The 25,149-nt window shown below is 70.3% G+C and carries 27 protein-coding genes, 1 tRNA gene and 3 pseudogenes; 13 read left to right on the forward strand and 18 right to left on the reverse strand.

Annotated features, from left to right (window positions below; translation table 11 throughout):
* Positions 1-35: 35 nt before the first annotated feature.
* The 4 genes from LRS04_RS25325 to LRS04_RS25340 are packed head-to-tail and all read right to left on the reverse strand — an operon-like array spanning position 36 to position 3,992.
* The gene (locus LRS04_RS25325; RefSeq protein ID WP_257818850.1) at positions 36-746 is read right to left on the reverse strand and encodes an alpha/beta fold hydrolase; all 711 of its coding nucleotides are present in this window, start codon (positions 744-746) and stop codon (positions 36-38) included.
* Positions 746-1,693 (reverse strand): 2-hydroxyacid dehydrogenase, encoded by a 948-nt coding sequence (locus tag LRS04_RS25330; protein WP_257818851.1) that lies wholly within the window; start codon positions 1,691-1,693, stop codon positions 746-748. The genes LRS04_RS25325 and LRS04_RS25330 overlap by 1 nt, the downstream gene beginning before the upstream one ends.
* Entirely contained in the window at positions 1,690-2,991 is a 1,302-nt protein-coding gene (eno, locus tag LRS04_RS25335; protein WP_257818853.1) for a phosphopyruvate hydratase, read from the reverse strand. Before eno ends, LRS04_RS25330 begins: the two co-directional genes overlap by 4 nt.
* Entirely contained in the window at positions 2,988-3,992 is a 1,005-nt protein-coding gene (locus LRS04_RS25340; protein ID WP_257818854.1) for a phosphotransferase family protein, read from the reverse strand. Before LRS04_RS25340 ends, eno begins: the two co-directional genes overlap by 4 nt.
* A gap of 146 nt (positions 3,993-4,138) precedes the next feature.
* Here LRS04_RS25340 and LRS04_RS25345 point away from each other — a divergent pair, with 146 nt between their 5' ends.
* The 5 genes from LRS04_RS25345 (at position 4,139) to LRS04_RS25365 (ending at position 9,296) form a co-directional block, all read left to right on the forward strand.
* On the forward strand, positions 4,139-4,759 hold the full coding sequence (locus LRS04_RS25345; RefSeq protein WP_257818855.1) for a VOC family protein: 621 nt from the start codon (positions 4,139-4,141) through the stop codon (positions 4,757-4,759).
* A gap of 204 nt (positions 4,760-4,963) precedes the next feature.
* Entirely contained in the window at positions 4,964-7,162 is a 2,199-nt protein-coding gene (locus LRS04_RS25350; protein WP_257818856.1) for a TonB-dependent receptor, read from the forward strand.
* Between the two features lie 73 nt (positions 7,163-7,235).
* Positions 7,236-7,985, forward strand: coding sequence for a glutathione S-transferase family protein (locus tag LRS04_RS25355; RefSeq protein ID WP_257818858.1), 750 nt, complete (start codon positions 7,236-7,238; stop codon positions 7,983-7,985).
* Positions 7,982-9,145, forward strand: a complete 1,164-nt coding sequence (locus tag LRS04_RS25360) for an MFS transporter (protein ID WP_257818859.1) — start codon at positions 7,982-7,984, stop codon at positions 9,143-9,145. Before LRS04_RS25355 ends, LRS04_RS25360 begins: the two co-directional genes overlap by 4 nt.
* Positions 9,087-9,296, forward strand: a complete 210-nt coding sequence (locus tag LRS04_RS25365; protein WP_257818860.1) for a hypothetical protein — start codon at positions 9,087-9,089, stop codon at positions 9,294-9,296. Before LRS04_RS25360 ends, LRS04_RS25365 begins: the two co-directional genes overlap by 59 nt.
* A 10-nt stretch (positions 9,297-9,306) precedes the next feature.
* Here LRS04_RS25365 and LRS04_RS25370 read toward each other — a convergent pair whose 3' ends face one another.
* Genes LRS04_RS25370 through LRS04_RS25385 form a run of 4 tightly spaced genes read right to left on the reverse strand, consistent with a single transcriptional unit; the run spans position 9,307 to position 11,592 of the window.
* The gene (locus LRS04_RS25370) at positions 9,307-9,681 is read right to left on the reverse strand and encodes a nuclear transport factor 2 family protein (RefSeq protein ID WP_257818861.1); all 375 of its coding nucleotides are present in this window, start codon (positions 9,679-9,681) and stop codon (positions 9,307-9,309) included.
* A gap of 14 nt (positions 9,682-9,695) precedes the next feature.
* Positions 9,696-10,457 carry an SDR family NAD(P)-dependent oxidoreductase gene (locus LRS04_RS25375; RefSeq protein WP_257818863.1) on the reverse strand — a complete coding sequence of 254 codons (762 nt, stop codon included), beginning with the start codon at positions 10,455-10,457 and terminating at the stop codon, positions 9,696-9,698.
* 5 nt (positions 10,458-10,462) lie between these two features.
* On the reverse strand, positions 10,463-10,600 hold the full coding sequence (locus LRS04_RS25380; protein ID WP_257818864.1) for a hypothetical protein: 138 nt from the start codon (positions 10,598-10,600) through the stop codon (positions 10,463-10,465).
* A gap of 53 nt (positions 10,601-10,653) precedes the next feature.
* Entirely contained in the window at positions 10,654-11,592 is a 939-nt protein-coding gene (locus LRS04_RS25385; protein ID WP_257818866.1) for a nuclear transport factor 2 family protein, read from the reverse strand.
* A 167-nt stretch (positions 11,593-11,759) separates the two neighbouring features.
* On the opposite strand from LRS04_RS25385, the gene LRS04_RS25390 reads away from it, so the two are divergent.
* A complete protein-coding gene (locus LRS04_RS25390; protein WP_257818867.1) occupies positions 11,760-12,149 on the forward strand; it encodes a nuclear transport factor 2 family protein in 390 nt (129 codons plus the stop codon).
* Between the two features lie 3 nt (positions 12,150-12,152).
* Here the strand turns inward: LRS04_RS25390 and LRS04_RS25395 are convergent, their stop codons facing one another.
* The 4 genes and pseudogenes from LRS04_RS25395 to LRS04_RS25410 all read right to left on the reverse strand — a co-directional run bounded on the left by LRS04_RS25395 (position 12,153) and on the right by LRS04_RS25410 (position 16,590).
* Entirely contained in the window at positions 12,153-13,565 is a 1,413-nt protein-coding gene (locus LRS04_RS25395; RefSeq protein WP_257818868.1) for a M20 family metallopeptidase, read from the reverse strand.
* A gap of 108 nt (positions 13,566-13,673) precedes the next feature.
* Positions 13,674-14,566 (reverse strand): annotated as a pseudogene (locus tag LRS04_RS25400) (SDR family NAD(P)-dependent oxidoreductase).
* Positions 14,567-14,656: 90 nt separating this feature from the next.
* Positions 14,657-15,955, reverse strand: coding sequence for an MFS transporter (locus tag LRS04_RS25405; protein ID WP_257818870.1), 1,299 nt, complete (start codon positions 15,953-15,955; stop codon positions 14,657-14,659).
* Positions 15,952-16,590 (reverse strand): M28 family peptidase, encoded by a 639-nt coding sequence (locus tag LRS04_RS25410; RefSeq protein WP_257818872.1) that lies wholly within the window; start codon positions 16,588-16,590, stop codon positions 15,952-15,954. The genes LRS04_RS25405 and LRS04_RS25410 overlap by 4 nt, the downstream gene beginning before the upstream one ends.
* Positions 16,591-16,700: 110 nt before the next feature.
* Between LRS04_RS25410 and LRS04_RS25415 the strand changes: the two genes are divergently transcribed.
* Both LRS04_RS25415 and LRS04_RS28590 read left to right on the forward strand, forming a co-directional pair.
* On the forward strand, positions 16,701-17,036 hold the full coding sequence (locus LRS04_RS25415) for a hypothetical protein (protein ID WP_257818873.1): 336 nt from the start codon (positions 16,701-16,703) through the stop codon (positions 17,034-17,036).
* Between the two features lie 608 nt (positions 17,037-17,644).
* Positions 17,645-18,118 (forward strand): annotated as a pseudogene (locus LRS04_RS28590) (serine hydrolase domain-containing protein); the annotation flags it as partial.
* 317 nt (positions 18,119-18,435) lie between these two features.
* Here LRS04_RS28590 and LRS04_RS25420 read toward each other — a convergent pair.
* Positions 18,436-18,511 (reverse strand) — tRNA-Ile (locus tag LRS04_RS25420).
* Between the two features lie 206 nt (positions 18,512-18,717).
* Between LRS04_RS25420 and LRS04_RS25425 the strand changes: the two genes are divergently transcribed.
* Positions 18,718-19,359, forward strand: a complete 642-nt coding sequence (locus LRS04_RS25425; RefSeq protein ID WP_308238257.1) for an SIMPL domain-containing protein — start codon at positions 18,718-18,720, stop codon at positions 19,357-19,359.
* 7 nt (positions 19,360-19,366) lie between these two features.
* On the opposite strand, the gene LRS04_RS25430 is transcribed toward LRS04_RS25425, so the two are convergent.
* A complete protein-coding gene (locus LRS04_RS25430; protein WP_257818874.1) occupies positions 19,367-19,834 on the reverse strand; it encodes a hypothetical protein in 468 nt (155 codons plus the stop codon).
* Between the two features lie 19 nt (positions 19,835-19,853).
* Entirely contained in the window at positions 19,854-20,210 is a 357-nt protein-coding gene (gene panD / locus LRS04_RS25435; protein ID WP_257819257.1) for an aspartate 1-decarboxylase, read from the reverse strand.
* Positions 20,211-20,427: 217 nt separating this feature from the next.
* Between panD and LRS04_RS25440 the strand changes: the two genes are divergently transcribed.
* Positions 20,428-21,675 (forward strand): serine hydrolase, encoded by a 1,248-nt coding sequence (locus tag LRS04_RS25440; protein ID WP_257818875.1) that lies wholly within the window; start codon positions 20,428-20,430, stop codon positions 21,673-21,675.
* A 2-nt stretch (positions 21,676-21,677) separates the two neighbouring features.
* Here LRS04_RS25440 and LRS04_RS25445 read toward each other — a convergent pair whose 3' ends face one another.
* The gene (locus tag LRS04_RS25445) at positions 21,678-22,031 is read right to left on the reverse strand and encodes a hypothetical protein (protein WP_257818877.1); all 354 of its coding nucleotides are present in this window, start codon (positions 22,029-22,031) and stop codon (positions 21,678-21,680) included.
* A gap of 84 nt (positions 22,032-22,115) precedes the next feature.
* Between LRS04_RS25445 and LRS04_RS25450 the strand changes: the two genes are divergently transcribed.
* Together LRS04_RS25450 and LRS04_RS25455 are read left to right on the forward strand one after the other, a co-directional pair.
* Positions 22,116-22,343 carry a flagellar basal body rod C-terminal domain-containing protein gene (locus LRS04_RS25450; protein WP_257818878.1) on the forward strand — a complete coding sequence of 76 codons (228 nt, stop codon included), beginning with the start codon at positions 22,116-22,118 and terminating at the stop codon, positions 22,341-22,343.
* A gap of 84 nt (positions 22,344-22,427) precedes the next feature.
* Positions 22,428-22,904: a hypothetical protein gene (locus LRS04_RS25455; RefSeq protein ID WP_257818879.1), complete on the forward strand. Its 477-nt coding sequence runs from the start codon at positions 22,428-22,430 to the stop codon at positions 22,902-22,904.
* A 63-nt stretch (positions 22,905-22,967) separates the two neighbouring features.
* On the opposite strand, the gene LRS04_RS25460 is transcribed toward LRS04_RS25455, so the two are convergent.
* Positions 22,968-23,426 carry a DUF6152 family protein gene (locus tag LRS04_RS25460; protein ID WP_257818880.1) on the reverse strand — a complete coding sequence of 153 codons (459 nt, stop codon included), beginning with the start codon at positions 23,424-23,426 and terminating at the stop codon, positions 22,968-22,970.
* Positions 23,427-23,508: 82 nt separating this feature from the next.
* On the reverse strand, positions 23,509-24,249 hold the full coding sequence (locus LRS04_RS25465) for a hypothetical protein (RefSeq protein ID WP_257818881.1): 741 nt from the start codon (positions 24,247-24,249) through the stop codon (positions 23,509-23,511).
* A 272-nt stretch (positions 24,250-24,521) separates the two neighbouring features.
* Between LRS04_RS25465 and LRS04_RS25470 the strand changes: the two are divergent.
* Positions 24,522-25,125, forward strand: a pseudogene (locus tag LRS04_RS25470) (TIGR02466 family protein); the annotation flags it as partial.
* Between the last annotated feature and the right edge of the window lie 24 nt (positions 25,126-25,149).

Genomic DNA, 25,149 nt, shown 5'->3' on the forward strand with positions numbered 1-25,149 from the left:
TCGGGGTAGATGACCGCGAGCGGCGGCAGCGCGCCTTACGCGCCGCCGTGCTCGGCAAGCCAGTCGGCCAGCAGGCGGTTCACCGTCTCCGGCGCCTCGAGCGTCGGCAGGTGGCCGCACCCCGCGATCTCCACGAAGCGGGCGTGCGGGATCCCGGCCAAAATCTCGTCCTGCTGGGCCTGGGTGGTGATGCCGTCCGCGTCGCCGCGGATGACCAGGGTCGGGACCCTGATGCTGCCCAGCGACGGGCGGCTGTCGGCCCGCGCCATGATCGCCCGCTGCTGGCCGAGGAAGCCCTCGGCCCCGGTGTCGGCGGCCATCTGCCGGATAAGGCCGAGCAGGGCCTCGTCACCGCGGCGGTCGGGATGCACCAGCATCGGAATGCGCTCCTCGGCCACCTGGTCGAAACGGCCGGATTCCACCAGGCGGATGTAGCCCAAGCGGCGCTCGGTCTGGGCCGGGCCGTCGTTGGCGGCGAGCGTCGCGATCAGGGCCAGGCTGATCACGCGCTCGGGCGCGCGCCGCATCACCTCGAAGGCGGTGAAGCCGCCCATGGCGTGGGCCACCAGATGGAAGCGCGCCGGCGCCGCCGCCAGCAGGCGGTCCGCCATGCCGGCGATGGTGTCGTCCTGCCGGTGGTCGGCGACGATCAGCTCGTAGTCCTCGGCCAGCGCCGCAAGCTGGGGCTCCCAGATGGCCTCGGTCAGCAGTTGGCCGGAGGCGAAGACCACGGTCGGACGATCCATCAGGCCACCTGGTTGTTGAGCGGTTCGCCGGCGGCGAGCCGGCGGCAGTTCTCGAAGGCGGCCGCCAGGCTGCGCTCCAGGGTCTCCGGCGTGAGCCAGGCCATGTGCGGGGCGACCACCACATTGGGCAGGGCCAGCAGCGGGTTGGCCGGATCCACCGGCTCCTCCGCAAAGACGTCGAGGCCGGCCCCTGAGAGCCGGCCCGAGCGCAGGGCGTCCGCCAGCGCCGCCTCGTCCACCAGACCGCCGCGGGCGGTGTTCACGAGGACGGCGCCGGGCTTCATGGACGCCAGGGCCGTGGCGTCGATCATCCGGTCGGTCTCGGGCGTCAGCGGCACGTGCAGGGAGACGATGTCGGCGGTGCTCAGCAGCTCCTCGCGGCTGACGAACCGCCCAGGCAGGTCCGGCTTCGCCGACCGCGCGGTGTAGATCACCTCCGCGCCCAGCGCCTGCAGCGCCGCCCCCAGCCGCGACGCCGAGCCGCCGTAGCCCATGAAGCCGACGGTGCGTCCCGCGATCTCGCCGGTTCCGTCGATCTGCACCGGATCGGGCGACCATCCCTCCCCGCGCCGCGTCAGCGGGTCGAGGTAGGAGAGCCGGCGCAGCACGGCCAGCATCAGGGCGAGCGCCATCTCCGCCACCGCCTGGCTGTTGACGCCGGGCATGTTGGCGACCGTCACGCCGGCCGCTTTAGCCGCCTCCAGGTCGATGGTGTTCACGCCGACGCCGAGCTTCTGGATCAGTCTCAGCCTCGGGCCCTGGGCGATGACCTCGGCGGTGATCGGTTTCAGCACGTGAAGGAAGACATCGGTGTCCGCGAGTTCGCGGGTCAGCGCCGCATCGTCGTCCTCGTCGACGACCACGGCCTCGATGCCGAACTCGGCGGCGTAGCGGTCGAGCATGGCCCGGAAGCCGGGGCTCGCGCGGTACTGCAGCAGCGCCTTCACTTGAGCCCCGCCGCCACCGACGGCGCGAAGGCCGAGGGGCCAGCGAACACCGCGTCGGCGCCCATCGCCTCCTCGATCCGGATCAACTCGTTCCACTTCGCCATGCGCTCGGAGCGCGTGAAGCTGCCGACCTTGAGCTGGCCCGCGTCCCAGCCGACCGAGAGGTGGGTGATCGAGACGTCCTCGGTCTCGCCGGAGCGGGCGGAGACGATCGTCGCCCAGTCCCGCGACCGGGCCGCGTCGAGCGCCGCCTTGGCGCGGGTGACGGTGCCGGCCTGGTTGACCTTCACCAGCACCGCGTTGCCGCCGCCGGCCGCCGCCGCGCGCGCCACGCGCTCGGCGTTGGTCACCAGGATGTCGTCGCCGATCACCTGCACCCGCGCCCCGTATGCCTTCGTCGCGCGGGCGAAGCCGTCCAGGTCGTCCTGGCTCACCGGGTCCTCGATCGAAAGGATCGGATAGCGGTCGACCCAGCCCGCCACGCGCTCGACCATCTCGGCGCTGGACAGGTCTGCCTTGTCGAGGCTCATCCGGTAGCGGCCGTCGCCGCGGTCCAGCTCGTTGGCGGCGATGTCGAGCGAGATGAAGACGTCCTCCCCGGGCCGATGGCCCGAGCGCTCGATAGCCCGCACCAGGTCGTCGAGCGCCTGCTCGTTACTGTCGAACACCGGCCACCAGCCGCCTTCGTCCGCCGCGCCCGCCAGCCGTCCGCTCTCGGCCATGATCTCGCCCGCCGCGCGGAACACGTCGGCCGTCACCTCGAAGACCTCGCGCACGCTCCCGGCCTTCGGGACCATGATCATGAAGTCCTGCAGGTCCGTGCGGCGGCCCGCATGCGCCCCACCCCCGAAGATCTGGATCTCCGGCAGCGGGATACGCACCTTCCGCCCCTCCGCGAGATGGGCCCACAGCGGCAGGCCCTCCGCGGCGGCCGCGGCGTGCAGCGCCGCCAGCGACACGGCCACCACCGCATTGCCGCCCAGGCGGGCGAAGTTCGGCGTGCCGTCCGCGTCAGCCATCGCCTCGTCCAGCCCGGCCTGGTCGCGCACGTCGCGGCCCTTGAGCAGGCCGGCGATCTCGCCGTTCACCGCGGCCACGGCCTTGTCGACGCCCATGCCGCCGAACCGCGCGCCGCCGTCGCGCAGGTCGATGGCCTCGTGGGAGCCACGCGACGCCCCGGCTGGAGCCAGGGCCCGGCCCATGGCGCCGCCGGCCAGCGTCACCTCCGCCTCGACCGTTGGCCGGCCGCGCGAATCCCACACCTGGCGGGCGCGGACGCTGGTGATCTCGGTCTTCATCGTTCCTCCAGCGCCCTGGCCCAGGCCTGCGCGAGTTCGCCGAGGCTGGCCGGCGTTTCGGCGATCAGCCGCCGCGCGGCCCCCCGCACGAACGCCCGGTCGGCCTCGTCCTGCAGATATTCCACCGGCGACTTGCCATCCACCCGCGCCAGAAGCAGCGCGGCCGTCAGCTCCGCCGCCCGCGTCTCCAGCGCCGCCTGAGGCTCCCAGCCGACCGCCGGGCGGTAGGCCGCGTGGAAGGTGGCGAGGCTCTCCAGATAGGCGGCCGTGTGCGCCGGCTTCCAGACGGGCTTCAGCAGCAGGTGGGTCGAGCAGAAGGCCACGTCAAACGCGGGATCGCCATACCAGGCGCACTCCGCGTCCAGCAGCACCGGGCCCTCCGGCCCCTGCAGGATGTTCTTCGGGCTCACGTCGCCGTGCACCAGGCTGATCCGCGACGCGGCCGTCCGGTCGGCCAGCGCGGTCAGCCGCCCGGCCAGGTCCGGATGCCGCCTGGCCGTCTCGCGCAGATAGGGATCGAGGCGCAGGTCCTCGAAGAGCGCCGTCGTGGGAAACTGCTCCGCGATCTCGCTGGAGCCGGCGCAGCCGGCATGGATCCGCCCCAGCATGGCGCCCAGCCGCCCGGCGAAGGCCACGTCGATGCGGCCCGCCGCCAGCTCGGACTTCCAGACCGCGTGGGTCGCGGGATCGAAGAAGGTCATGACGAACAGGCTGGCGTCCCGGTCCTCCAGCAGCACCTCGGGGACGCCCTTTCCGACCAGCGGCCGGGCGGTCCGGAGCCACGCCACCTCGAAGTGCGACCGCTCCACCGGCGCGCGCCAGTCGGCGGCCACGCGCAGCTTGCCCAGCGCCCGCTTCACGCAGACGGGCCCGTTGGGCGTCTCCAGCCAATAGACCTCGCTCGAGACCCCGCCGGTCAACGGCTCCAGCACCGCGTCGGCATCCGGCGGCAGCAGGCCTCCGGCCCGCAGGGTCTGCATGATCACGGCATCGTGTGGCACCGGAATTCCTTAGAATACGAAGCGATCGGGGTCCAGCGCGGCCCTAGGAGCGTCAAGGAAATTGACGTATCTGCGTTTCAGGCGGATGATCCCTGGAGAAGAACGGCGGTCCGGACCAGCCAGACCGCGCCACCGAGGAGGATCCGATGGCCGCTCCGATCAACCGCGAATTCGACATCCGCGGCGTCAATCACCTGGCGCTCGTGTGCAAGGACATGGCGAAGACCGTCGAGTTCTACCGCGACATCCTGGGGATGCCGCTGGTGAAGACCATCGACCTGCCGAACGGCATGGGCCAGCACTTCTTCTTCGACATCGGCAACGGCGACTCGCTGGCCTTCTTCTGGTTCCCCAACGCCCCGGCGGCGGTCCCCGGCGTCTCGGCGCCCGCTCAGCTCCCCGGCGGCGGCGACATCCGCTCGGCGCACGGCTCGATGAACCACATCGCCTTCAACGTGCCGGCCGAGAAGTTCGACGAGTACCTCGTCAAGCTGGAGGCCAAGGGCGTGCAGCTCGGCAAGGTGCTGAACCATGACGACTCGCCGATGCAGCACACCGATGAGCTCCACGACGGCGTCTTCGTGCGCTCGGTCTACTTCTGGGATCCGGACGGCGTGATGCTCGAGTTCGCCTCCTGGACGCACAACGGTTTCACCGAGAAGGACGTCGCCCACGAGGCCGTGGACGCCGCCGGCGCGAAGTCGCGCAACGTGGTGCTGAAGGCCCTCGCCGAGAACGACGAGAAGGTCCTCGAAACGGCCAAATAGTGGCGCCGGCGCCGCAGCGTGAGGCGACATGCATCCACGCTGCGGCGATCCGTTGACACCAACACTTAGATATCTAATTTTGGGTCTAAGGATCGGAGCCTGACAGAGGTCTCCGGCCCCGGCGCGAAGAGCGCCTGACCAAGGTCCGATCAAGATCCGTGCGCAGAACGCGGCTTGACGCAAAACAGGGGGAGGCAGCGCAGAATGAACGTCCGGATTCTATTCGCGACCACCATGCTGGCCGGCGGGCTGGCTACGGCGACGATGGCGCAAGAGGCCACCAGCATCGGCGAAGTCGTCGTGACCGCCCAGAAGCGGGCCGAGAACGTCCAGGAGGTGCCGATCTCCATGGAGGTGGTGTCGGCCCAGACCATCGAAGACTTCCACTCCGACACCTTCCGCCAGCTCAGCGTGCCGAACGTCAACGTCGGCAACATCGGCGGCAACGACGTCATCTACATCCGCGGCTTCGGCTCGCCGTCGCAGAACTACTCGTTCGACCAGGCGGTCAGCCTCTACGTCGATGGGGTCTATGCGGGGCGCAGCCGGCAGTTCATGGCCCCCTTCTTCGACCTGCAGCGGGTCGAAGTGCTGCGCGGGCCGCAGGGCGCGCTGTTCGGCAAGAACACCGCCGCCGGCGCCATCAGCATCATCTCCGCCATGCCGACCCGCGAATTCGAGGGCTCGGTGACGGGGGTCTACAATTTCGACGAGAAGGGTCCCGGCGCGTGGGGCTACGTCTCCGGGCCGATCACCGACAGCCTGGGCATCCGCCTGGCGGCCAAGCTGCTCGACAAGGACGGCTACGTGGAGAACCTCGGCCAGAACGGCCGGGACGAAGTCACCAACAAGCAGGCGCTGGTGCGCGGGATCCTGCGCTACGAGCCGAACGACGTCTTCGACTACACCGGCAAGGTCGAGTACAGCCAGGCGATCCAGCTCGGCAACGCCACCGTGGCCGGACCGGTGACCGGCGGCCAGCAGCCGAAGCTGACCCGCTTCACCACCGATGGTCCGCTCGGCGAGGCGGGCTTCGACACCTTCTCCTGGAACGTCGCCGGCACGGGCAACCTGCAGGTGGGCGACCTGACGCTGGTCTCGGTCAGCGGCTTCTCCTGGTTCAAGGCCAAGCACGTCAACGACTTCGACCAGACGAACCCGGCGGGCGGCGTCTTCCCGCACACCGTGTCGAACAACTACCCCGAACGGTTCCAGCAGTGGTCGCAGGAGTTCCGCCTGCAATCGCCCGGCGGCGAGCGCCTCGACTGGATCGTGGGCGCCTACTACGACAATCAGCAGTACATGGTGGATCAGTACAACCACTATGGGATCGCCGGCCTCGGCCAGTTCACGATGTACAGCCACTTCAAGCAGCAGGCGGAGAGCTGGTCGGTCTTCGGCCAGGGCACCTTCAACGTCTCCGAAGAGCTGCGCCTGCTGGGCTCGCTGCGCTACTCCCACACCAGCAAGCGCGGCGACTTCACGACCAAGTCCCTGCGCGGCCCCTTCCCGTTCCGCCCGATCACCTCGGCGCGCGACAACATCTCGGAAGGCAATGTCGACCCGTCGATCACCGTCCAGTACGACGTGGCGCCGCGCATCATGGTCTACGCCACCTACGGCCAGGGCTCGAAGTCCGGCGGCTTCGTGTCGAACACCTACGGCACCACCAACGCCACCTTCACCTTCAAGCCTGAGAAGTCGGAGAACTTCGAGGCCGGCGTGAAGAGCACCCTGGCCGACGGCCGGCTGGTGCTGAACGCCGCGGTCTACAAGACCAGCTTCGAGGACCTGCAGGTCTCCACCTACAACTCGAACGTCCAGAGCTACATCGTCGGCAACGCCGCGGAAGCCAGCAGCACGGGCATCGAGGGCTCCGCCGTCTGGAACCCGATCCGCAACCTCACCGTGACCGCCAACGGCGCCTACCAGGACGTGAAGTACGACGACTATCCGGGCGCCCAGTGCCTGGCGACGCAGCCGATCAGCGAGTGCAATCCGACGGTCCCGGCCAGCGTGGCGGCGAACAACCTGAAGGGCTACCCGCTGCCGAACATCTCCAAATGGAGCGGCACGCTGCGCGTGCAGTACGTGGCCGAGCTGCCGAACGGCCTGAACCTCACGACCATGCTCGCCGCCAACGGCCGCTCGAAGCACTTCAACTCGGACGACCAGAGCATCGAGTACGGCCTGCAGGAGGGCTACACCAAGCTCGACGGCCGCATCGAGCTCGCCCCCGCCGACGGCCCCTGGCACGTCGCGCTGGTCGGCACCAACCTGACGGACGAGATCACCACCAGCGGCTCCTTCCGGCTTCCCGCGCCGATCGCACCGGTCACCCGCGCGCTCTACTGGGTGGAGCCCGGCCGCAACGTGGCGATCGAGGCCGGCGTGAAGTTCTGATCCCGAGGCGGCGGGCCGGCATGGGCGGGCCCGCCGCCTTCCTTTTTCCCGTAAGCGTCCGCGGAGCCGCCGCATGATCGACGTCCACTTCGTGCCCACGCCGAACGGGCGGAAGGTGACGATCATGCTGGAGGAGGTCGGTCTCCCCTACCGCGTGATCCCCTACAACATGCTCGAGGGCGAGCACCTCACGCCCGAGTTCCGCAGGATCAATCCCAACGGCCGCCTGCCGGCCATCGTCGACCATGAGCCGATCGGCGACGGCGCCCCGTTCGCCGTCATGGAATCGGGCGCGATCCTGCTCTACCTCTCCGAGAAGGCCGGCGGGGCTCTCGTGCCCCCCGATCCTCGAGGCCGCTCCGAGGCTGTCCAATGGCTGATGTGGCAGATGGCCGGCCTCGGCCCGATGCACGGCCAGGCCCACCACTTCATCCGCTACGCTCCCGAGGGTCAGGACTACGGCGTCGCCCGCTACGGCAATGAGGCGCGCCGGCTGCTGTCCGTGCTGGAAGCGCGGCTGTCCGAGACCGAGTATCTGGCCGGCGACTACTCGGTCGCCGACATCGCCGCCTGGCCCTGGGTCGGCGCGACCTACGCCATCGGCTTCGAACTGGACCCCTACCCCGCCACGCGGCGCTGGATGGCGTCGATCGCCGAACGTCCGGCCGTGAAGCGCGCCACCGAGGCCAAGAACGCCGCCAACCTCCAGAGCCGCCGCCCGGTGCTGACGCCCGAGCAGTGGTCCAACCTGTTCGGCGAGAACATGCTGAAGGGGTCCGGCGTCGCCGACCCGCAAGCCGGGAGCCTCACGAGAACGCCATGACCTCACCCGCCACGGCCGTTCCTGCCGCCGCCTCCGCCATCGCCGCCAAGCCGGGCCGGATCCTCGCCCTCGTCCTGCTGACCGCGGTCGGCACGACCAACTTCATGGACCGGCAGATCCTGTCGGTCCTGGCCGAGCCGATCCGCCAGGACCTTGGCTTGACCGACACCCAGCTCGGCCTGCTGACCGGCCTCGCCTTCGCGTTCTTCTATGCGATCATGGGCGTGCCCGCGGCCATGCTGGCCGACCGCACCAACCGTGTGCGGCTCGTCGGCCTCTGCTGCATGGTCTGGAGCTTCTTCACCGGGGCCTGCGCCTTCGCGAACTCGTTCGTGCACCTGGCGTTCGCCCGGTTTGGCGTGGGCGTCGGCGAGGCCGGCGGCACCGCCCCATCCCTCTCCATCCTGGCCGACTACTACCCGCCCCGGATGCGGCCGGCGATCATCGGCCTCTTCACCGCCAACGGCCCGCTGGGCGTCTTCGTGGGCGCCAGCTTCGGCGGCTGGGCCGCCGCCGAGTACGGCTGGCGGACAGCCTTCCTGCTGGTCGCCGGCGTTGGCGTGATCGCCTCTATCCTCCTCATGCTGTTCGTCCGCGAGCCCGCCCGCGGGGGGCTGGATCCGGTCCCCAGGACGCCGATGAAACCCCAGCCGCTGGGCGCCACGGCCAAGGTGTTCATCTCCCGCCCCACCCTGCGCTGGCTGGTCGTGGCGAGCGCGCTGGCCGCCTTTGTCAGCACCGGGATGCTGGCCTGGATCCCCGCCTATCTGATGCGCGTCCAGGGAATGCCGCTGACCGAGGTCGCCAAGTGGTTCGGCCCCGCGGCGGGCATCTGCTTCGGCATCGGCATCGCCGGCGGCGGCCTGCTGGTGAACTGGGCCTCGCGCCACAGCCTGAAGGCCTACGCTTGGATCCCCCGGCCTCTCGATGCTGCTGACCGCGCCGACCATGGCGCTGGCCCTCGTCGCCCCGAACTGGGAGACGGCGCTCGCCCTGCTGATCGTGCCGATGATCCTGTCGACCATCTATGTCGCCCCGGCGCTCGCCCTGGTGCAGAACCTGTCGCCGGTGGCCGCGCGCGCCACGGTGACGGCGCTCCTCATGCTGGCCTTCAACATCATCGGCCAGGGCGGCGGCCCGTTCGCGACCGGCCTGCTTAGCGACATCCTGGCCGCCCGGGGCGTGGCCGACTCCCTGCGGGTCGCCATGCTGGGGGTGACGCCCGTCGCGGTGATCGCGGCGCTCTGCTACTTCGCCCAGCTCCGCCACGTGATCGACGACGCCGCGGCCGTGGAGCGCGACGCCGCCTGACGCAGGCCGGTCAGGACCAGAAGTCGTCCCAGTGGGCCTGGTCGCCGACGCTTTCCCAGTGATCGGTCAGCTTGCCGTCCTCGAAGCGCCAGAGGCCGAAGCCCCAGGTGGCGAGCTTCTTGCCTTTCCGCTCGGCGGTCATCCAGTGGACCACCAGGCCCCAGGTGTCGTCGGCGAAGTAGGTGCCCTGCAGACTCTCGTGGAAGGTGTTGTTGGTCTCGGCGTGGATCCGGGCGATGTGCGCCTTGAAGGCCTCAGGCCCCACATAGGTCCCGGCCAGGATGTTGTTGCCCGGCGAGTGGACGGTGAAGTCCTCGCGCATGTTGCCCCAGAGGACCTCGCGGTCCTTGGCGTAGATGCGCTTGAGCATTTCGAGATTGTCCATGTGCGCCCTCCGCCTCAGTTGGCCATGCCGCCGCCGTCCACGGCGATGTCGGCCCCGGTGATGAAGCCGCTCTCGTCCGACGCCAGGAACAGCGCCGCCTGAGCCACATCCTCGGGCTCGCCGATCCGCTTGAGGAGCTGGCGGGCGATGGCGCGTTCGGTCCAGCCCTCCTGCTTCATCAGAGGCTCGGTCTGGGCCGAGCGGATCATGCCGGGCGAGATGGTGTTGGCGCGGATGAAGTGCTTGCCGCCTTCGGACGCATACTGCCGCGTCATGGCGGTGACCGCGCCCTTCGCCGCGGAGTGCGCCAGCATCCCCTGCGCGGTGGAGCCCTTCTTCGCCGCCGTCGAGGCCGTGTTGATGATCGAGCCGCCGCCGCGCGCCACGAGGTGCGGCCAGGCCGCCCGGCAGAGGTGGAAGATGATGTCCACCTCCTCGCGCTGGGTCCTGTTGAAGGTCTCGTAGTCCATGTCCGGGACAAACGCGAAATAGGCCATGGCGGCGTTGTTGTAGACCACGTCGATCGCGCCGTAGTTCTCCAGCGCGAAGGCCACCAGCCGCTCGGCGCCTTCCGGGACCGACAGGTCGACCGGCTGCAGCGAGACCATCTGGCCGCCCTCGGCGCGCACCTCTTCGGCGGTCTGGCCGCCCGCCGGGTTGATGTCGCAGCCCACCACCTTGGCCCCCTCGCGCGCGAACAGCCGGGCGGCGGCGCGGCCCATGCCGCTCCCCGTGCCGGTGATGATCGCGACCTTTCCGTCCAGGCGTCCCGGCATCGGCTTCACTCCCCTGACTTGCGATCGAGCAACGGCGCGACGACCGGGCGCGCCACGTCGGCGTCGCCGCGCTGGCCCCGGAACTGAGCCGGAACGCCGCCCAGGCCGCCGTCACGCACCGGCTGGTCGTGACGCCATTCCACGAGCGTCTGGCGCTCGGCGATCTTCCAACGGCCGTCGCGCTTCTCCAGACGGTCTACGTAGCGGCCGGCGCCGATCCCTTCGTAGGGCTCCTCGCGCCCGCCCCAGAAGGCGCCGGCCGGGCCGTCGTCGGGACGGCATGGAAGGCCGTGACGTAGGTCTCGGCCCAGGCGGTGTCGCCCTCCACCCGGATCAGCATGTTGCCCGTCTGGTGCAGGGTGGCGGTGAGCGGGCCCAGCAGGTTGCGGCCGTTGGCCAGGAACTGGTCGATGGTGCGGACGGAATCCAGGAACCGCGTCGTGGCGTCCTTGTGGAAGACGTCGTCCACCAGGTCCCACTGGTGACGGTCGACCATGTGGGCGAAGCGGTTGATCACGTCGGCGATCTCGGCGCGGGCGGCCAGCACCTCCAGGGTCGGCGCGGCCGGCGGCCGGGCGTCCCGCCAGGGCGCGATCACCGGGGCGGCCACGTCGGCGTCGCCCCACTCGCCGCGGAACTTCTCGGGCGTGTCCACGAGCCCGCCTTCGGCCACCGGCCGATAGTGCCGGTATTCCGAGCGCGACTGCCGCTCGGCGATCTTCCAGACGCCGTTCCGCTTCTCGAACCGGTCGACGTAGCGGGCGCCGAAGACTGCGTCATAGGCCTCCCCCGTACCCCCGAACGGCCCGCCCCGCGGGGCATCGGCCGGCACCCGGTGGAAGGCGGTGAGGTAGGTCTCGCTGTGGGCCACGTCGCCGTCCAGGGCGATCAGGATGTTGCCGACCTGGTGGTGGGTCACGCCGACGGGCTTCAGCAACGCCTCGCCCTGCCGGACGAACTCGCGCCAGTCGCCGCCGATCACCGAAAGCTGGCAGGTGGCGTCCTCGTGGAACACCGTGTCCATCAGCCACCACTGCCTGCGGTCGGTGGCATGGCAGTAGCGGTAGATCACGTCGGTGATCTCGGCCCGCGCGGCCAGCGCTTCCAGTCCGTAGTCGGACGAATTGGTCGCCATGGCGTTCCTCCCGCCTCACGTCCGCGTGGACCGCGGAACATCACTTAGACATCTAACTAAAGTGCAGTTATCGTCTGAATGCAACTCGACGGACGCGCCGCGAACCGTAAATCTTGTTGACGCTAAGAGGCGGCCGCCAAGGCCCGCCCATTACCGGGAGGACGAGCATGTTTGACGAAGCCGCCATGCGGGCCCTGGCCAAGCATTTCTTCGACTGCGTGGAGAAGGGCGACGTGGACGGCCTGGTGGCCTGCTACGCCCCCGACGCCGAGATCTGGCACAACACCGACGGCCTGGTTCAGGGCCCCGAGGACAACCGCAAGGGCCTGCAGGGCATGACCAAGCGGATCTCCGACCGGGTCTACGACGAGCGCCGGGTCTATGTGTATCCCGAGGGCTTCACCCACCAGCACGTGCTGCGCGGCACGCGCACCCACGACGGCGCCCGGCTCGCCCTCGACGCCTGCATTGTCTGCCGGGTGAAAGACGGCAAGATCACCCGCCTGGACGAGTACTTCGATAGCGCCCAGGTGGCGGAGTTCCGCAAGTTCGCCTGACGGCTACCGCGCCCCGTGCGCCGCCAGGACCAGGGCGGTGCAGGTGGTCACCCGCTTGCCCATCTCGATGTGCAGGAATTCGTTCGGGCCGTGCGCGTTGGAGTGCGGCCCGAGCACGCCTGTGATCAGGAACTGGGCCTTGGGGAACTTCTCGCCGAGCATCCCCATGAAGGGGATCGTGCCCCCCTCGCCCATCATCACCGCCGGGCGGCCGAACACCGCCTGCGAGGCCTCCTGCACAGCGGTCTCCAGCCAGGGCGAGAGCGGCGGCGCGTTCCAGCCCGGGCTCGCCTGCTGGCCGTCCCAAGAGATCTCGGCGCCCTGCGGCGCGTCGGCGGTCAGGGTCTCGGCCAGCGCCGCCTGGGCCTTCGTCGGGTCCGCCGTCGGCGGCAGGCGCACGCTGAGCTTCAGGGTGGTCGAGGGCCTGAGCACATTGCCCGCCTGCTCCGGCTCGGGCAGGCCGCCCGCGCCCACCACCGCGAGCTGCGGCCGCCAGGTGCGGTTCAGCACCAGCTCGGTCCCGTCGAGGCTCGGCGGCCGGGTCTTCCCGGCGAACGGGAACTTCCGCCACACCTCCTCGCCCAGCACCTCGGCCGCCGCCTGCGCCTGCTCACGCCGCTCCGGCGGGATCTGCACGTTCAGCGCCGGCAGCCGCACCTCGCCCGTCGCCTCGTCCTCCAGCCGCTCCACCAGCGCGCGGGCCAGGCGGAAGCTGTCCGGCACGATCCCCGACGCATCGCCCGAGTGCACGCCCTCGTTCAGCACCTGGACGGTCAAGAGCCCGCCGGCCAGGCCGCGCAGCGAGGTGGTCAGCCAGAGCTGGTCGTAGTTGCCGCAACCGCTGTCCAGGCAGATCACCAGCGACGGCTGGCCGATCCGGTCGGCGAGGTGGTCCACGTAGTACGGCAGGTCGTAGCTGCCGCTTTCCTCGCAGGCCTCGATGAGCACCACCGCCCGGCCGCGCGGAATCCCCTGCCGCTGCAGCGCCAGCAGCGCGGTGACGCTGGCGTAGATCGCATAGCCGTCGTCGGCGCCGCCCCGGCCATAGAGCTTGCCGTCCTTCAGCACCGGCTCCCAGGGCCCCAACCCCTCGGCCCAGCCGACCATCTCCGGCTGCTTGTCCAGGTGGCCGTAGAGCAGGACCGTGTCGTCCAGGTCGCCCGGCGCCTCGATCAGGATCGTCGGGGTCCGGCCTTCCAGCCGCACCACCTCGATGGTCGCCCCTGGCAGCTCGGCCAGCTTGCCCTCCGCCCAGCGGACCATCTGGTCGACGGCGCGGTCGATGTGGCCGTTGGCCTGCCACTGTGGATCGAAGTGCGGCGACTTCGCCGGGATGCGGATGTACTCGACGAGTTCCGGCACGATCTCCTCGTCCCAGAGGCCTGAGACGAAGTCCTGGGCGGCTGTCAGGTCCATCGGAACCCCTCACGCGCTGACATTGGCGGCCATCTCGGCCCTGCGCCTGGGGATTACCCGAGGCGGCCCGCCGCCGGAAGCCGTGTCATGGGCGCCGCCGCGACGGGCCTACCGCACGACCGCCGGCCGATCGCCGAAGCCGGCCTTGGCCAGTTCCCGCTCCGCCTGGGTGAAGCCGTAAGCCGGCACGATCTCGGCCGAACGGTCCGCCGCCCGGTCCCAGTTGGCGGCGAGGCGCTCGCCCGCGTCGGCGTCGGCGCCCGCGTAGAAGCCGTCGGTCAGGGTCACATGGGCGGCGGCGAAGTTGCCCGCGCCCGCGCAGAGGATCGCCCGGGTCGGCGCGTCCTCCCCGACCAGCGCCAGCAGGCCCGGGCTGACCAGCGACGGCTCCAGGAGCTGCACGCTCTCGTCGGAGAGCACGCCGTGGGTCATCTGGGTGGCCGCCGTGGGGGGCCAGGGAATTGACCCGGATGTCGTGCTTCGCACCCTCGATGGCGAGCGTCTGCATCAGGCCGACCAGCGCCATCTTGGCCGCGCCGTAGTTGGCCTGGCCGAAGTTGCCGTAGAGGCCCGACGACGACGTGGTCATCACGATCCGGCCGTACCCTTGGCTGCGCATGGCGTCCCAGACCGCCTTGCAGCAGATGGCGGCGCCGATCAGGTGGACGTCCACCACCAGGCGGAAGTCGTCGATGGTCATCTTGGCGAAGCTCTTGTCGCGCAGGATGCCGGCGTTGTTCACCAGGATGTCGACCCGCCCCCAGGTGGCCAGCGTCGTCTCGACCATCGCCGCCACGCCAGCCTCGTCGGTCACCGACGCCGCAACCCCGATGGCCTCGCCGCCGGCCGCGACGATCTCGGCGGCGACGCGGTCGGCCGCCTCCCTGCGCGAGGTCGTTGACCACCACCTTCGCGCCCTTGGACGCCAAGTAGAGCGCATGGGCCCGACCGAGCCCTCCGCCCGAGCCCGTGACGATCGCGACCCGGCCTTGCAGCACCATGGAATGTCCCCTCGCTATTGTTGTTCACTCACACGTTAGCGAATGTCTTCCACCTGCGGAACCCTGCGCATAAGCCGCCGCGGACGCGGCTTAGCGCCCGGCCCGGCGGGCGCGCATGGCGAGCGCTGCCGTGCAGGCTAGCGACAGGGCGCAAGCGCCCGCGAGATAGATCGAGATCGGCAGGCTGGAGTTGAACTCCTCGTAGAGCGCCGTGGCCACGATCGGCGCGAACCCCCCGCCCAGCACCGAACCGAGCTGATATCCCAGCGAAGCGCCGGAGTAGCGCAGCTCCACCGGGAAGAGCTCGGCGAACAGCGCGGCCTGCGGTCCGTACATCATGCTGATGAAGACGAGCGACCCGCTGACCGCCGTGGCGATCAGCACCGGCGAAGCGGTCTCGATGAGCGGAAAGAAGGCGAAGGCCCAGACGCCGCAGAGCGCCGCCCCCCACATGAACGGTCGACGCCGGCCCCAGTGATCGGACACCCAGCCGCAGAGGATCAGCGCCGGGACCATGATCACGCTGCCGATCATCACGGCGCTCAGCATGACGTTGCGCGAGAGCCCGAGCGTCGCCGTGCCGTAGGCCACCACATAGGTGATGGCGATGTAGAAGCAGGTGTTGTTGGCGATGAACGCCCCGCCGGCCAGGAACACCTCGGCGGGGTGCTGCCGCAGAACCTTCAGGATCGGCGACCGGGTCGGCGCGTCGTCGGCAGGCGGCGGGGCGCGCTCGTCGAACTCGGCGGACTCCTCGAGATTGAGCTGGACGTAGAGGCCGATGCCGACGAGGCCCAGGCTGAGCAGGAACGGAACGCGCCAGCCCCACGCCAGGAAGGCGTCCGGCGCCACCATCTCCCCGATCACCAGGAACACCACATTGGCCAGCAGCACACCCAGGGGCACGCCGATCTGCACGAAGCTCGAGAAGTAGCCGCGTCGGTGCGCGGGCGCGGATTCCAGCGCCAGTAGCGCCGCCCCGCCCCACTGGCCGCCGACCGCGAAACCCTGGACGAACCGCAGCGTCACCAGCATCAGCGGCGCGATCACGCCGGCCGTCGCATAGGACGGCAGCAGGCCGATCGCCGCCGTGGCGATTCCCATCGTGACCAGGGCCGCCACGAGGGCGCGTTTGCGGCCCACGATGTCCCCGAAATGGCCGAACACCGCCCCGCCCACGGGCCGCGCGAAGAAGCCCACCGCGAAGGTGGCGAAGGCCCCGATCTGGGCCACGAAGGGGGGCAGGTCGGCCGGGAAGAACAGCTTCGGGAACACCAGCGCGGCGGCCGTCCCGTAGATGAAGAAGTCGTACCACTCGATGCTGGCGCCCGCCGAGGCGGTGAGCGCGACCTTGAGCGGTGAGTGCGCCTTGCCGGGCCGCGCGCTCATGCGGCCTGGCCCAGGCTGGCGGCGATCGCCGCACGGAAGGCGGCGGCGACCGGCGCGACGAGGTCGCCCGACACGCAGCGCATGTCGTCGCCCGGCGCATGGAAGTAGCGATGGCCGCCGTAGAGGCCGATGGCCGGCGTGTAGCCCGCGGCGATGACGTTCACGAGCTCACCGCCGGCGTTGGCGCGGTCGGCGGGATAGACGGCCTCCAGGCCGCTAAGGCCCTTGAAGGCCCGGCGCGTCGCCTCGATCACCTCGGGCGTGGCGGTCAGCACGCGCTGGGAGTCGGCGCTGGGGAGCGGCCGGAGCGTGGCCAGCTCGTGCCAGTCGCGGGCCGCGGCGCTGGCCCCGACGTGAACCCACATCCAGGTGTCCGCCGGCTTCGGCGCGTGGTGCTCCAGGTACTGCTCGCCCCCCAGGTAGATGTACTCGTGGCCGCTGGTGGCGACGAATTCGAGGTTCACGCCAGGCTTCGCGGCGGCCAGCCAGCGGGCCAGCGACAGCCAGACCGCCACGCCCGCCCCCCGCTCGGCCGCGCAGGTGAACCAGCCCGAGCGCGGCGTGGTGACGATCAGGGTCTTTCGGGCCCCGCGGTCGAGGCGGCCGATCAGGTTGTAGGCCGGCCGCCGGCCCACCTCCGCGTCGACGGTCAGGGTCGCGGTCTGGCCGGTCGCGGCGGCCGCGACGAAGGGCTGGGCGTCCCTGGGGGGCCAGCAGGGCGACCGGCTTCTGGAAGCCCGGCTGCGTGGCGCTGACGTTCAGCGCGATCACCTCCCGCGTCGGGCCCGTGGTCACCAGCACGGCCGCGGCCGCGCCGCGCGCGAAGGCGTCGGCGAGCGGCCGGTTCGCCTCCGGGTCGCCCAGGAAGCCCCAGCGCTTGAAGGGCAGCACGATCAGCGCGATGGCGCCGGCCAAGCTGCCCGGCGCGCTGGCCAGCCGGAGCGGCGCGGTCAGCCCGCCCGCCCCGGTGGTCCTGACGATCGCCTGGGGGAACACCGGCGCGGCGGCGCCGCCGACCGCCAGTGTGGCCGTGCGGACGTCCGCGTACGGCACGTCGAAGGACGGCTTCGAACAGACGTAGCCGAGCGCCGCCAGTTCGCCCTCCAGCCAGACGCCGCTGGCCGTGTCGCCGGGGCCGCCGGACGCCTTGATCCCGAAGCCGGCGAAGCGTTCGAGCAGGCCCTGGAGCCAGGCTGCGTCGGCCGGGGGGGACGTCGCCGCCCCGGCCGGACCGGCCGCCGCGAGCGCTCCCGCCCCTACGAACAATTCACGACGCGACGCACCCATGGCGATCCCCTCTCGCTCGGCCGACTGCAGATAGATCACATTCGCGCCGAAGGTCCGAGGCGGCCGACCGCGGATTGTTGGCCCGATCCGATTCCAGCGCCAGAATGTCAGGACACAGCGTTCTCTTCTTCAGGCGTCGAACATGCCGGACACCCGCGACCTCTCGCGCCGCAGCCTGCTCGCGGCCGGCGCCGCCTTCGCAGCCGGCCCGGTCTTCGCCGCCGAGCCGGACCTGCAGCCCGTCCTGGACTACGTCGAGGGCCAGAAGACCACCGGCTTCCTGGTGGTCCAGGCCGGCAAGACCCTGGTCGAGAAGAACTGGCCCCTGCCCCCGACGCCGGCGCCTTCCGCGCCGCCTTCGCGAGCTATGGGACCAGCCGCGACGGCGCCCTCCTGGAGGACGTGGCGTCCCAGCAGAAGAGCTTCGTCGCGGTCCTGGCCGCCATCGCCACGGACAAGGGCCTGCTCGATGTGGAGACGCCGGTCTCCGACCACATCGGCGCCGGCTGGTCGAAGGCCTCGTCCGGCCAGGAGCAAGCGATCCGGGTGAGCCACCTCCTAACCATGACCTCCGGCCTGACCGAGGCCCTGACCTTCGCGGGCCCGCCCGGCCAGGCGTTCTTCTACAACACGCCCGCCTACGCGATGACCAAGCGGGTCCTCGCCGCCGCGGCGAAGCGGCCGCTGGAAACCCTGACCCGCGACTGGCTGGCCGCGCCCGCCGGCATGGTCGACACGGCCTGGCGCCAGAGGCCGGCCGCGCTGGCGGACGTGGGCAACCCGACGGGTCTGGTCACCTCGCCGCGCGACGTCGCCCGGTTCGGCCAGCTCGTGCTCGATCGCGGCGTCGCCGCCGACGGCCGCCGCGTGGTCTCCGAAACGGCGCTGGCGGCCCTCTTCGCGCGGACCGCGACCAACCCGGCCTATGGCCGTCTCTGGTGGCTGAACGGCTCGGCCGAGACCGTCCGTCCGCTGGCCAACCGGACCGCGGGATCGTTGATCCCCACGGCGCCGGCCGACCTCGTGGCCGCGCTCGGCGCCATGGACCGCAAGCTCTACGTCGTACCGAGCCGCAAGCTGGTCGTGGTCCGCATGGGGCAGGCCGCCCCCCGACAAGGCCTTCGACCGGGAACTCTGGCTGCGGCTTTCCCGGGCGCTCGCCTAGCCTCCCGACCGTCAGCCCTCGGGTGCGCTGGTGGGCCCGGCAGGACTCGAACCTGCAACCAGACCGTTATGAGCGGCCGGCTCTAACCATTGAGCTACAGGCCCCTGCAGCACAGCGAAGATCGCGGTTACCACGGGCTGCACGGGCCTTAAAGCCTACGTTCAGGTAGAGGTTGCCAGCCTAGTGGACGTTCCATCCCCGGAGTTTTCAATGAAGACCTTCCTGCGCGCTGCGCTCGTCGCCGCACTACTTTCGGCCACTGCGGCTCCCGCGGTCCTCGCCCAGGGCGCCGCCGCCGGCGGCCGACACCATGTTCCGCGCGACCACCCTCAATCTCTCCGCCTACGGTGAGACGCGCGTCGCGCCCGACATGGCGACCATCACGCTCGGCGTCATGACCGAGGCCGACACCGCCCAGGCGGCCATGCAGGCCAACGCCCAGAAGATGAGCGCGGTCATGGCGGCGCTGAAGCGGGGCGGGATCGCCGAGAAGGACATCCAGACCTCGAACCTGAACCTCTCGCCCCGCTACCAGTACGTCGAGAACCTGCCGCCGAAGCTGATCGGCTACCAGACCTCGAACCAGGTGACCGTGACGGTGCACGACCTGAAGAAGCTCGGCCAGGCGGTGGACGCCACGGTGAACGCCGGGGCCAACCAGGTGCACGGCATCAGCTTCGGCCTGGATGACCCGACGGCGGCCGAGAACGCCGCCCGCGAGTCGGCCGTGAAGGCGCTGGCCGCCAAGGCCGACCTCTATGCGCGTGCCACCGGCCACCGCGTGGTCCGGCTGGTGACCCTGTCGGAAGGCGCGTCGAGCTACCCCGTCCCGCCGCCGATGCCGATGGCCGCCATGGCCTCGTTCCGCAAGGAAGCCGCCGACACCTCGGTGGCGCCGGGCGAGCTGAAGGTCCGGGTGGACATCACCGGCCTCTACGAACTGGGCCGCTGATCCCGCGCTAGGGCTGCTCGGGCGAAAGGCCGGCTCTCGTCCAGGCGCGCGAGAGCCGGTCGGCCATCATCAGGCCGGGGAACACCCGGTTGCCTTCCATGACGGCGGCGTAGACCAGCGGCTTTTCACCTTGCGCGCCGGCGATCGGCCCGGCCGCCCAGCTCACGCCGCGCGAACCGTCGGGCGTCGTGTTGCAGGAGAGGTTGCGGGCCTGGCCGTCCGCCACGGCCCGTTCCAGCAGGTCCTTGAGCTTGCGCGAGCCCGCCGTGTCGCAGGCCGGCCACTCGCGGTCGCAGGTGGTGGCGGTGTTGTAACGATAGACCGTGCGACCGCTGTCGCGCTCGGCGATCAGCACGCAGGTGTTGGGGTCGCCGATCGCCCGGGAGACGGCTTCGTCGAGGGTGGCCTTGTCGCTGCCCTTCGGGGCTCCGGGCGCGCAGCCGGCCAGCAGCAGAGCGGGAACCAGGACCGCCACGGCGGCGGCCCGGACGGCCTCAGGCGGCCTTCTTGATCTCGTTGGCATCGTCCAGCAACACGACAGTGGGCGCATAGTTGCGGGCCTCCTCGGCCGGCAGCATCCCATAGGTCACCACGATGACCTTGTCGCCCTTCTGCACGAGGCGCGCGGCCGCGCCGTTCACCCCGATCACCTTCGAGCCGCGGGGCGCCTCAATGGCGTAGGTGGTGAAGCGGGCGCCGGTGGTGATGTTCAGCACGTCCACCTGCTCGTGCGGCAGGATGCCCGACGCGTCCAGCAGCTCGCGGTCGATGGCGATCGAGCCCTCGTAGTCCAGGTCGGCCTGGGTGACCGTCGCCCGGTGGAGCTTGGCCTTCATCAGGGTGACGAGCATGGGCGCAGGCGTCCTTTGCATCACGCGTATCTTGCGGTGCGGCGCCGGCGTCCGGCCGGCCCCTCCCCGCGGCCGCGCATATACGCACGAGTTTGTGGCGGTTCAATGCCGCGTCGCAGCAAGGTTGACGCAGGGACACTCGGCCGGTGGGCCCGCTTGACGCCCCCACGTCACCTTTGCGCAAGCTGCCGGCTGAACGACGATCAGGGAGGAATGCATGTCTTACGGTGACGAGACTCCGGGCGGGTTCTCGCCCCAGGGACTGGCGCAGATTCCGGCGACGCTGCAGGGCTTCGTCGACCAGGGCGCGCTGGCCGGCGTCGTCACCCTCCTCTGGCGCAAGGGCGAGGTCGCCCAGGTCAACACCATCGGCGTGCGCGATATCGCCACCAAGGCGCCGATGACCCGCGACACGCTTTTCCGCATCGCCTCGATGACGAAGCCGGTGACCTCGGTGGCGGCCCTGATGCTGATCGAGGAAGGCAAGCTCTCGCTCGAAGATCCGATCACCAGGTGGCTGCCCGAGTTCAAGGACATGCGCGTCCTGAAGGACGCCACCGGGCCGGTCGACGCCACCTCCCCCGCGCCGCGCGACATCACGGTGGAGGACCTCTTCACCCACCGCGGGGGCCTGGCGTACGCCTTCACCTCCCAGGGCCCGATCGCCCACGAGCACGAGCGCGTGCTCGGGCCCCCGCTGGCGCCCGGCTTCGGGCCCGACCAGTGGCTGGAGCGGCTGGCCAGCCTGCCGCTCAGCTATCCGCCGGGCGAGCGCTTCCACTACAGCCACGCCACCGAGGTGCTAGGCTTCCTGGTCGCCCGCATCGAGGGCAGGCTGCTCGGCGAGGTGCTCGAGGAGCGGATCTTCGGCCCGCTCGGCATGACCGACACCGGCTTCTGGGTGGCCCCCGAGGACCGTGACCGCCTCGCCCACCTCTATCGGCTCGACCCGGGCGGTCTGACCGACGTCTCCTTCCCGCACACCGAGGCGCCGATCGACTTCGAGGCCGGCGGCGGCGGCCTGGTCTCCACGGCCGACGACTATCTGAAGTTCGCGCGCATGCTGCTGGGCAAGGGCGAGTTGGACGGCGTACGCCTTCTGAAGCCCGAGACCGTCGAGCTGATGACGAAGAACCGGCTCACCGAGGCGCAGCGGGCCCAGCCGTTCCTCGGCTTGCCGTTCTGGACCGCCCAGGGCTTCGGGCTCGGCGTCTCGATGATCCTCGATCCGGCCAACATCGGCTTCCTGGGGGCGGGCCCCGAGGGGTCCTTCGGCTGGCCCGGCGCCTTCGGCACCTGGTGGCAGGCGGACCCGAAGAACGACCTCGTCGCCATCTACCTGATCCAGGATTCCATGCCGCTCGGCCCGGAAGCCGTCACCCAGATGGCCAACCAGGACCGCCCGAGCGGCCGCCTGGCGCTGCCGATGTTCCAGAAGATGGTCTACGCCGCGCTGGGCCAGTAGCCTTACCGGAGCGGGCTCCGCGGCGCGACGCAGATGGGGCGGCCCTCGTAGGTCGCCCCGACCAGCGAGCCGGCCTTCGCGCCCTCGCGCCGGGCCTTGTTGAGCTTGCCGGTCTCCGGCGGCGGGTCGACGCCAGCCGGACAGACAGGCACGACGGTCCTGAGCCCGGTCCCGAAGCACTGGCAGATGAACTCCTTCTGGTCGAGGCGGCTCGCCGGCACGTGGCAGGTGGGCGGCACGCTCTGGCCGCCGGGCTCCAGGCAGACGATGGTGGTGGGCGTGTCGCGCGACGGCGCCTGGGCCTGCGCCGCGCCGGCCGCCAGCAGGATCGCGACCGCGGGGATGAGGGCTCTCATGGGCGTCTCCTTGGGCTCGCGGAATTTACCACGCTTCGGGGCCGAAGCCTTAACCGCGTCTGGGTCATCCTCGCTCCCATGGACGTGCTCTCCACTGCCCGAACGGGCCTGCTGGCCGCCGGTGACCGCTTTGCGGCGTCGGCCTCCCGCGTGTCCCGCATGGGCGTCGACGCCGACGTCGACCTGACCCGCGAGACGGTGGAGATGGTCGAGGCCAAGCATGCCTTCGCCGCCAACGTCCAGGTGGTGAAGATCGCCGACGAGATGTGGCGCTCACTTCTCGAAGTTCAGGTACGTTCCACCGACCGTTAGGCTGGACCGCGGCGCCGCCGCAGCGCAATATCCGCCCCTGAAACGTGCGCGGTCCACGCGCCGGATCTCTGGGGGAAAACCGCCATGCGCCGCTTCACCGTCCTGGCGTGCCTGATCGCGCTGGGCGCCTGTTCTCCAAAGGCCGAGCCGCCCGCCTACAACACCGATCAGGATATCGCTGAGCTGATGATCCACGTGGTGGATCCTGCCGCCTTCGCCTTCTGGCGCGGGTCCGGGACCGAGGTCACCGAAGAGGGCGAACGCGACCTGTCCCCGACCACGCCGGAAGGATGGAAGGTGGTGGAAGACGGAGCCTCCACCGTAGCCGAGGCCGGCAACCTGCTGATGCTTCCGGCGCGTGTCCGCGAGCCCGCCGCCGACTGGAACCGCCACGCGCGCGATATGACCGCCCGCGCGCTCGAGGCCAAGGACGCCGCCATGCGGATGGACAAGCAGGCGGCGTTCGACACCGGCGCGAAGCTCTACCAGACCTGCGTCGCCTGCCACGCGCAGTTCGACGTCGCGGCGGGCGCCGAGGAAGCGCCGCTTCCGGAACCCTGAGCGCCCGTAACGAAAAGGGCCCCGGACGTGGCGTCCGGGGCCCACTCTCTCATGGCCCTGGGCCTATTTCCGCTCGCCGGGATCCGAGCCATCCTTCGGCGCGCCGGTGCCCGAGGAGCCCATGAACAGCTTGCGGCCGTCCGGGAAGGTCACGTCGCGACCGTTGGCCTTGCAGACCGGCGTGCAGGCCTTGTCCTTCGACTGGTAGCCGCGCACGACGATCTCGGTGCCGGGCTTCAGCGAATTGCGGTCGATGCCCGAGCGCAGAAGGGTGTTGGGCGTGCCGCCCTCGACCATCCAGGCCTGGGTCCCGCCGTTCGGCTGGACGGCGGCAAGGTGCACCCAGGCGTGCGGGTTGATCCATTCCACCTTGGTCACCTTGCCCCGCAGGAGCACGGGGGCCTTGCCGTCGAACTCGGCGGCGAAGGCGTGGTGGGCCTGAGCCTGCTGCACGCCGACGGCGCCCGCGGCGGCCAGGGCCCCGGCGATCAGGGTGGGAACGATAAAGCGACGGAAATTCATAACGCGCCTCCAGCGCCGGAAAACGGCTTCAAAATGCTCTTGTGTCGGACCGTTCGGGTCTCGTCCCGCGCGGCCCATCCTATCACTTCAGCGGCTCTTTCCGCAGGTGGCCGTACATCAGCTCCTCAACGAACTCCACGCACTTGAACTGCTGCAGCCGGGCGTCCTCGCCCATCCGCTTGTAGAGGTTCATGCTCATCTTCCACGGCCGGGTGAAGGTCGCGGGATCGGTGATCGTGGCCTCGTAGCGCATCGTGGTCGGGCTCGTGGGCGTCCAGCGCTCGACGACGACCATCTCGGCCGAGTGATGGTTCCCCGCCCGGTCGAACCAGGTGCGGTCGAGCTGACCGGTGACGGTGACGACCAGGGTGTCGCCTTCCCACTTGGCCACCGACTGGCCCATCCAGCTGTCGACCGGCGGCGGGCCGGGATCGTCGAACAGCAGGTTCCGCACGGCGCCGGCATATTCGTAGGCGATCAGCACCGCCTTGTCCGACTGGAAGATCTGGAACGGCAGCGCCATGTAGTTCGCGCGCGGCACGCCGGGCAGGTAGCACTTCACCTCGGGATCGCGCTTCAGGTAGTCGGCGCGGTTCTCGTCGCGGACCTTCCTGGCTTCCTCGGTGTAGGGGATCTCGCCGCCCTCGACGACGCCCAGGCCGGCCGGCACGGCGCCGACGGCGCCCAGCGCCACCACCTCCTTGGCCGGCACCGGGTTCACCGGCCCCGGGCGGAACTGCAGGGCCGCCCGCGCGGCGTGGGGCTCGATGTCCCAGTTGGCGGTGTTCATCACCGACCAGACGCCGTTCAGGTCCGGACGCACGCCGTCCGGCCCGCGCGGGGCTTTGTAGGCCGCCGCCGCCGCGGGCCCTTGCCACGCCGCGTCTGAGCGTCCGCGTGGCCTGCGACCACCAAGCTGGCCAGCGCCATGGCCGCCACTGTCCTGATCATTGTCTCGCTCCCCCCGGCCCCGATCGTTGCGGGACCATCGTTTTGAACAACATGCCCGACCCCGGACCCGAGGACCCGTCAGGCCGGCCTTTGACTTTCGGCCGGAAGGCGACTAGCGCCGCCCTATGACCCTGCGCCTTCTTTTTTCCGACTCCGGTCTACGAAGCGTCGCTTAGCACAGACCGAACTTTCGAAAATTTCAACTCCGAATTGGAGGCCGCCTGCCGGATGCTTTCGGAAGGCGACGAGGCCGGCCGGCGCTGGTGCCGCGAGAACGCCTACGGCGGCTACACCTCCTACGCCTCGCTCGACGACCTGCCGCTCCGGGCCTCCGTCTTCGGCGACCTGAAGAAGAAGCTCGACCGCCACGTGGCCGCCTTCGCCAAGGACCTGGCCTACGACCTGGGCGGCGGGAAGCTGCGGCTCGACAGCCTGTGGGTCAACATCCTGAAGCCAGGCGCGGGCCACACTGGCCACATCCACCCGCACAGCGTGATATCGGGCACCGTCTATGTGCGCACTCCGCCGGGCGCCAGCGCGCTGAAGCTCGAAGACCCCCCGCCTGCCGATGATGATGGCGGCGCCGCCCCGGCTGGCCGACGCGCCGGAACCGCAGCGGACGTTCGTGTATCTCACGCCCCAGCCCGGCACGGTCTTCCTGTGGGAGAGCTGGCTCCGCCACGAGGTGCCGGCCAACCGGGCGAAGTCCGAGCGGATCTCCGTCAGCTTCAACTACGGCTGGCGCTAGGGCGGGCATGGTGCGGCGAGCCTG

It is taken from the genome of Phenylobacterium sp. J367, from assembly GCF_024699985.1.
GTDB lineage: Bacteria > Pseudomonadota > Alphaproteobacteria > Caulobacterales > Caulobacteraceae > Phenylobacterium.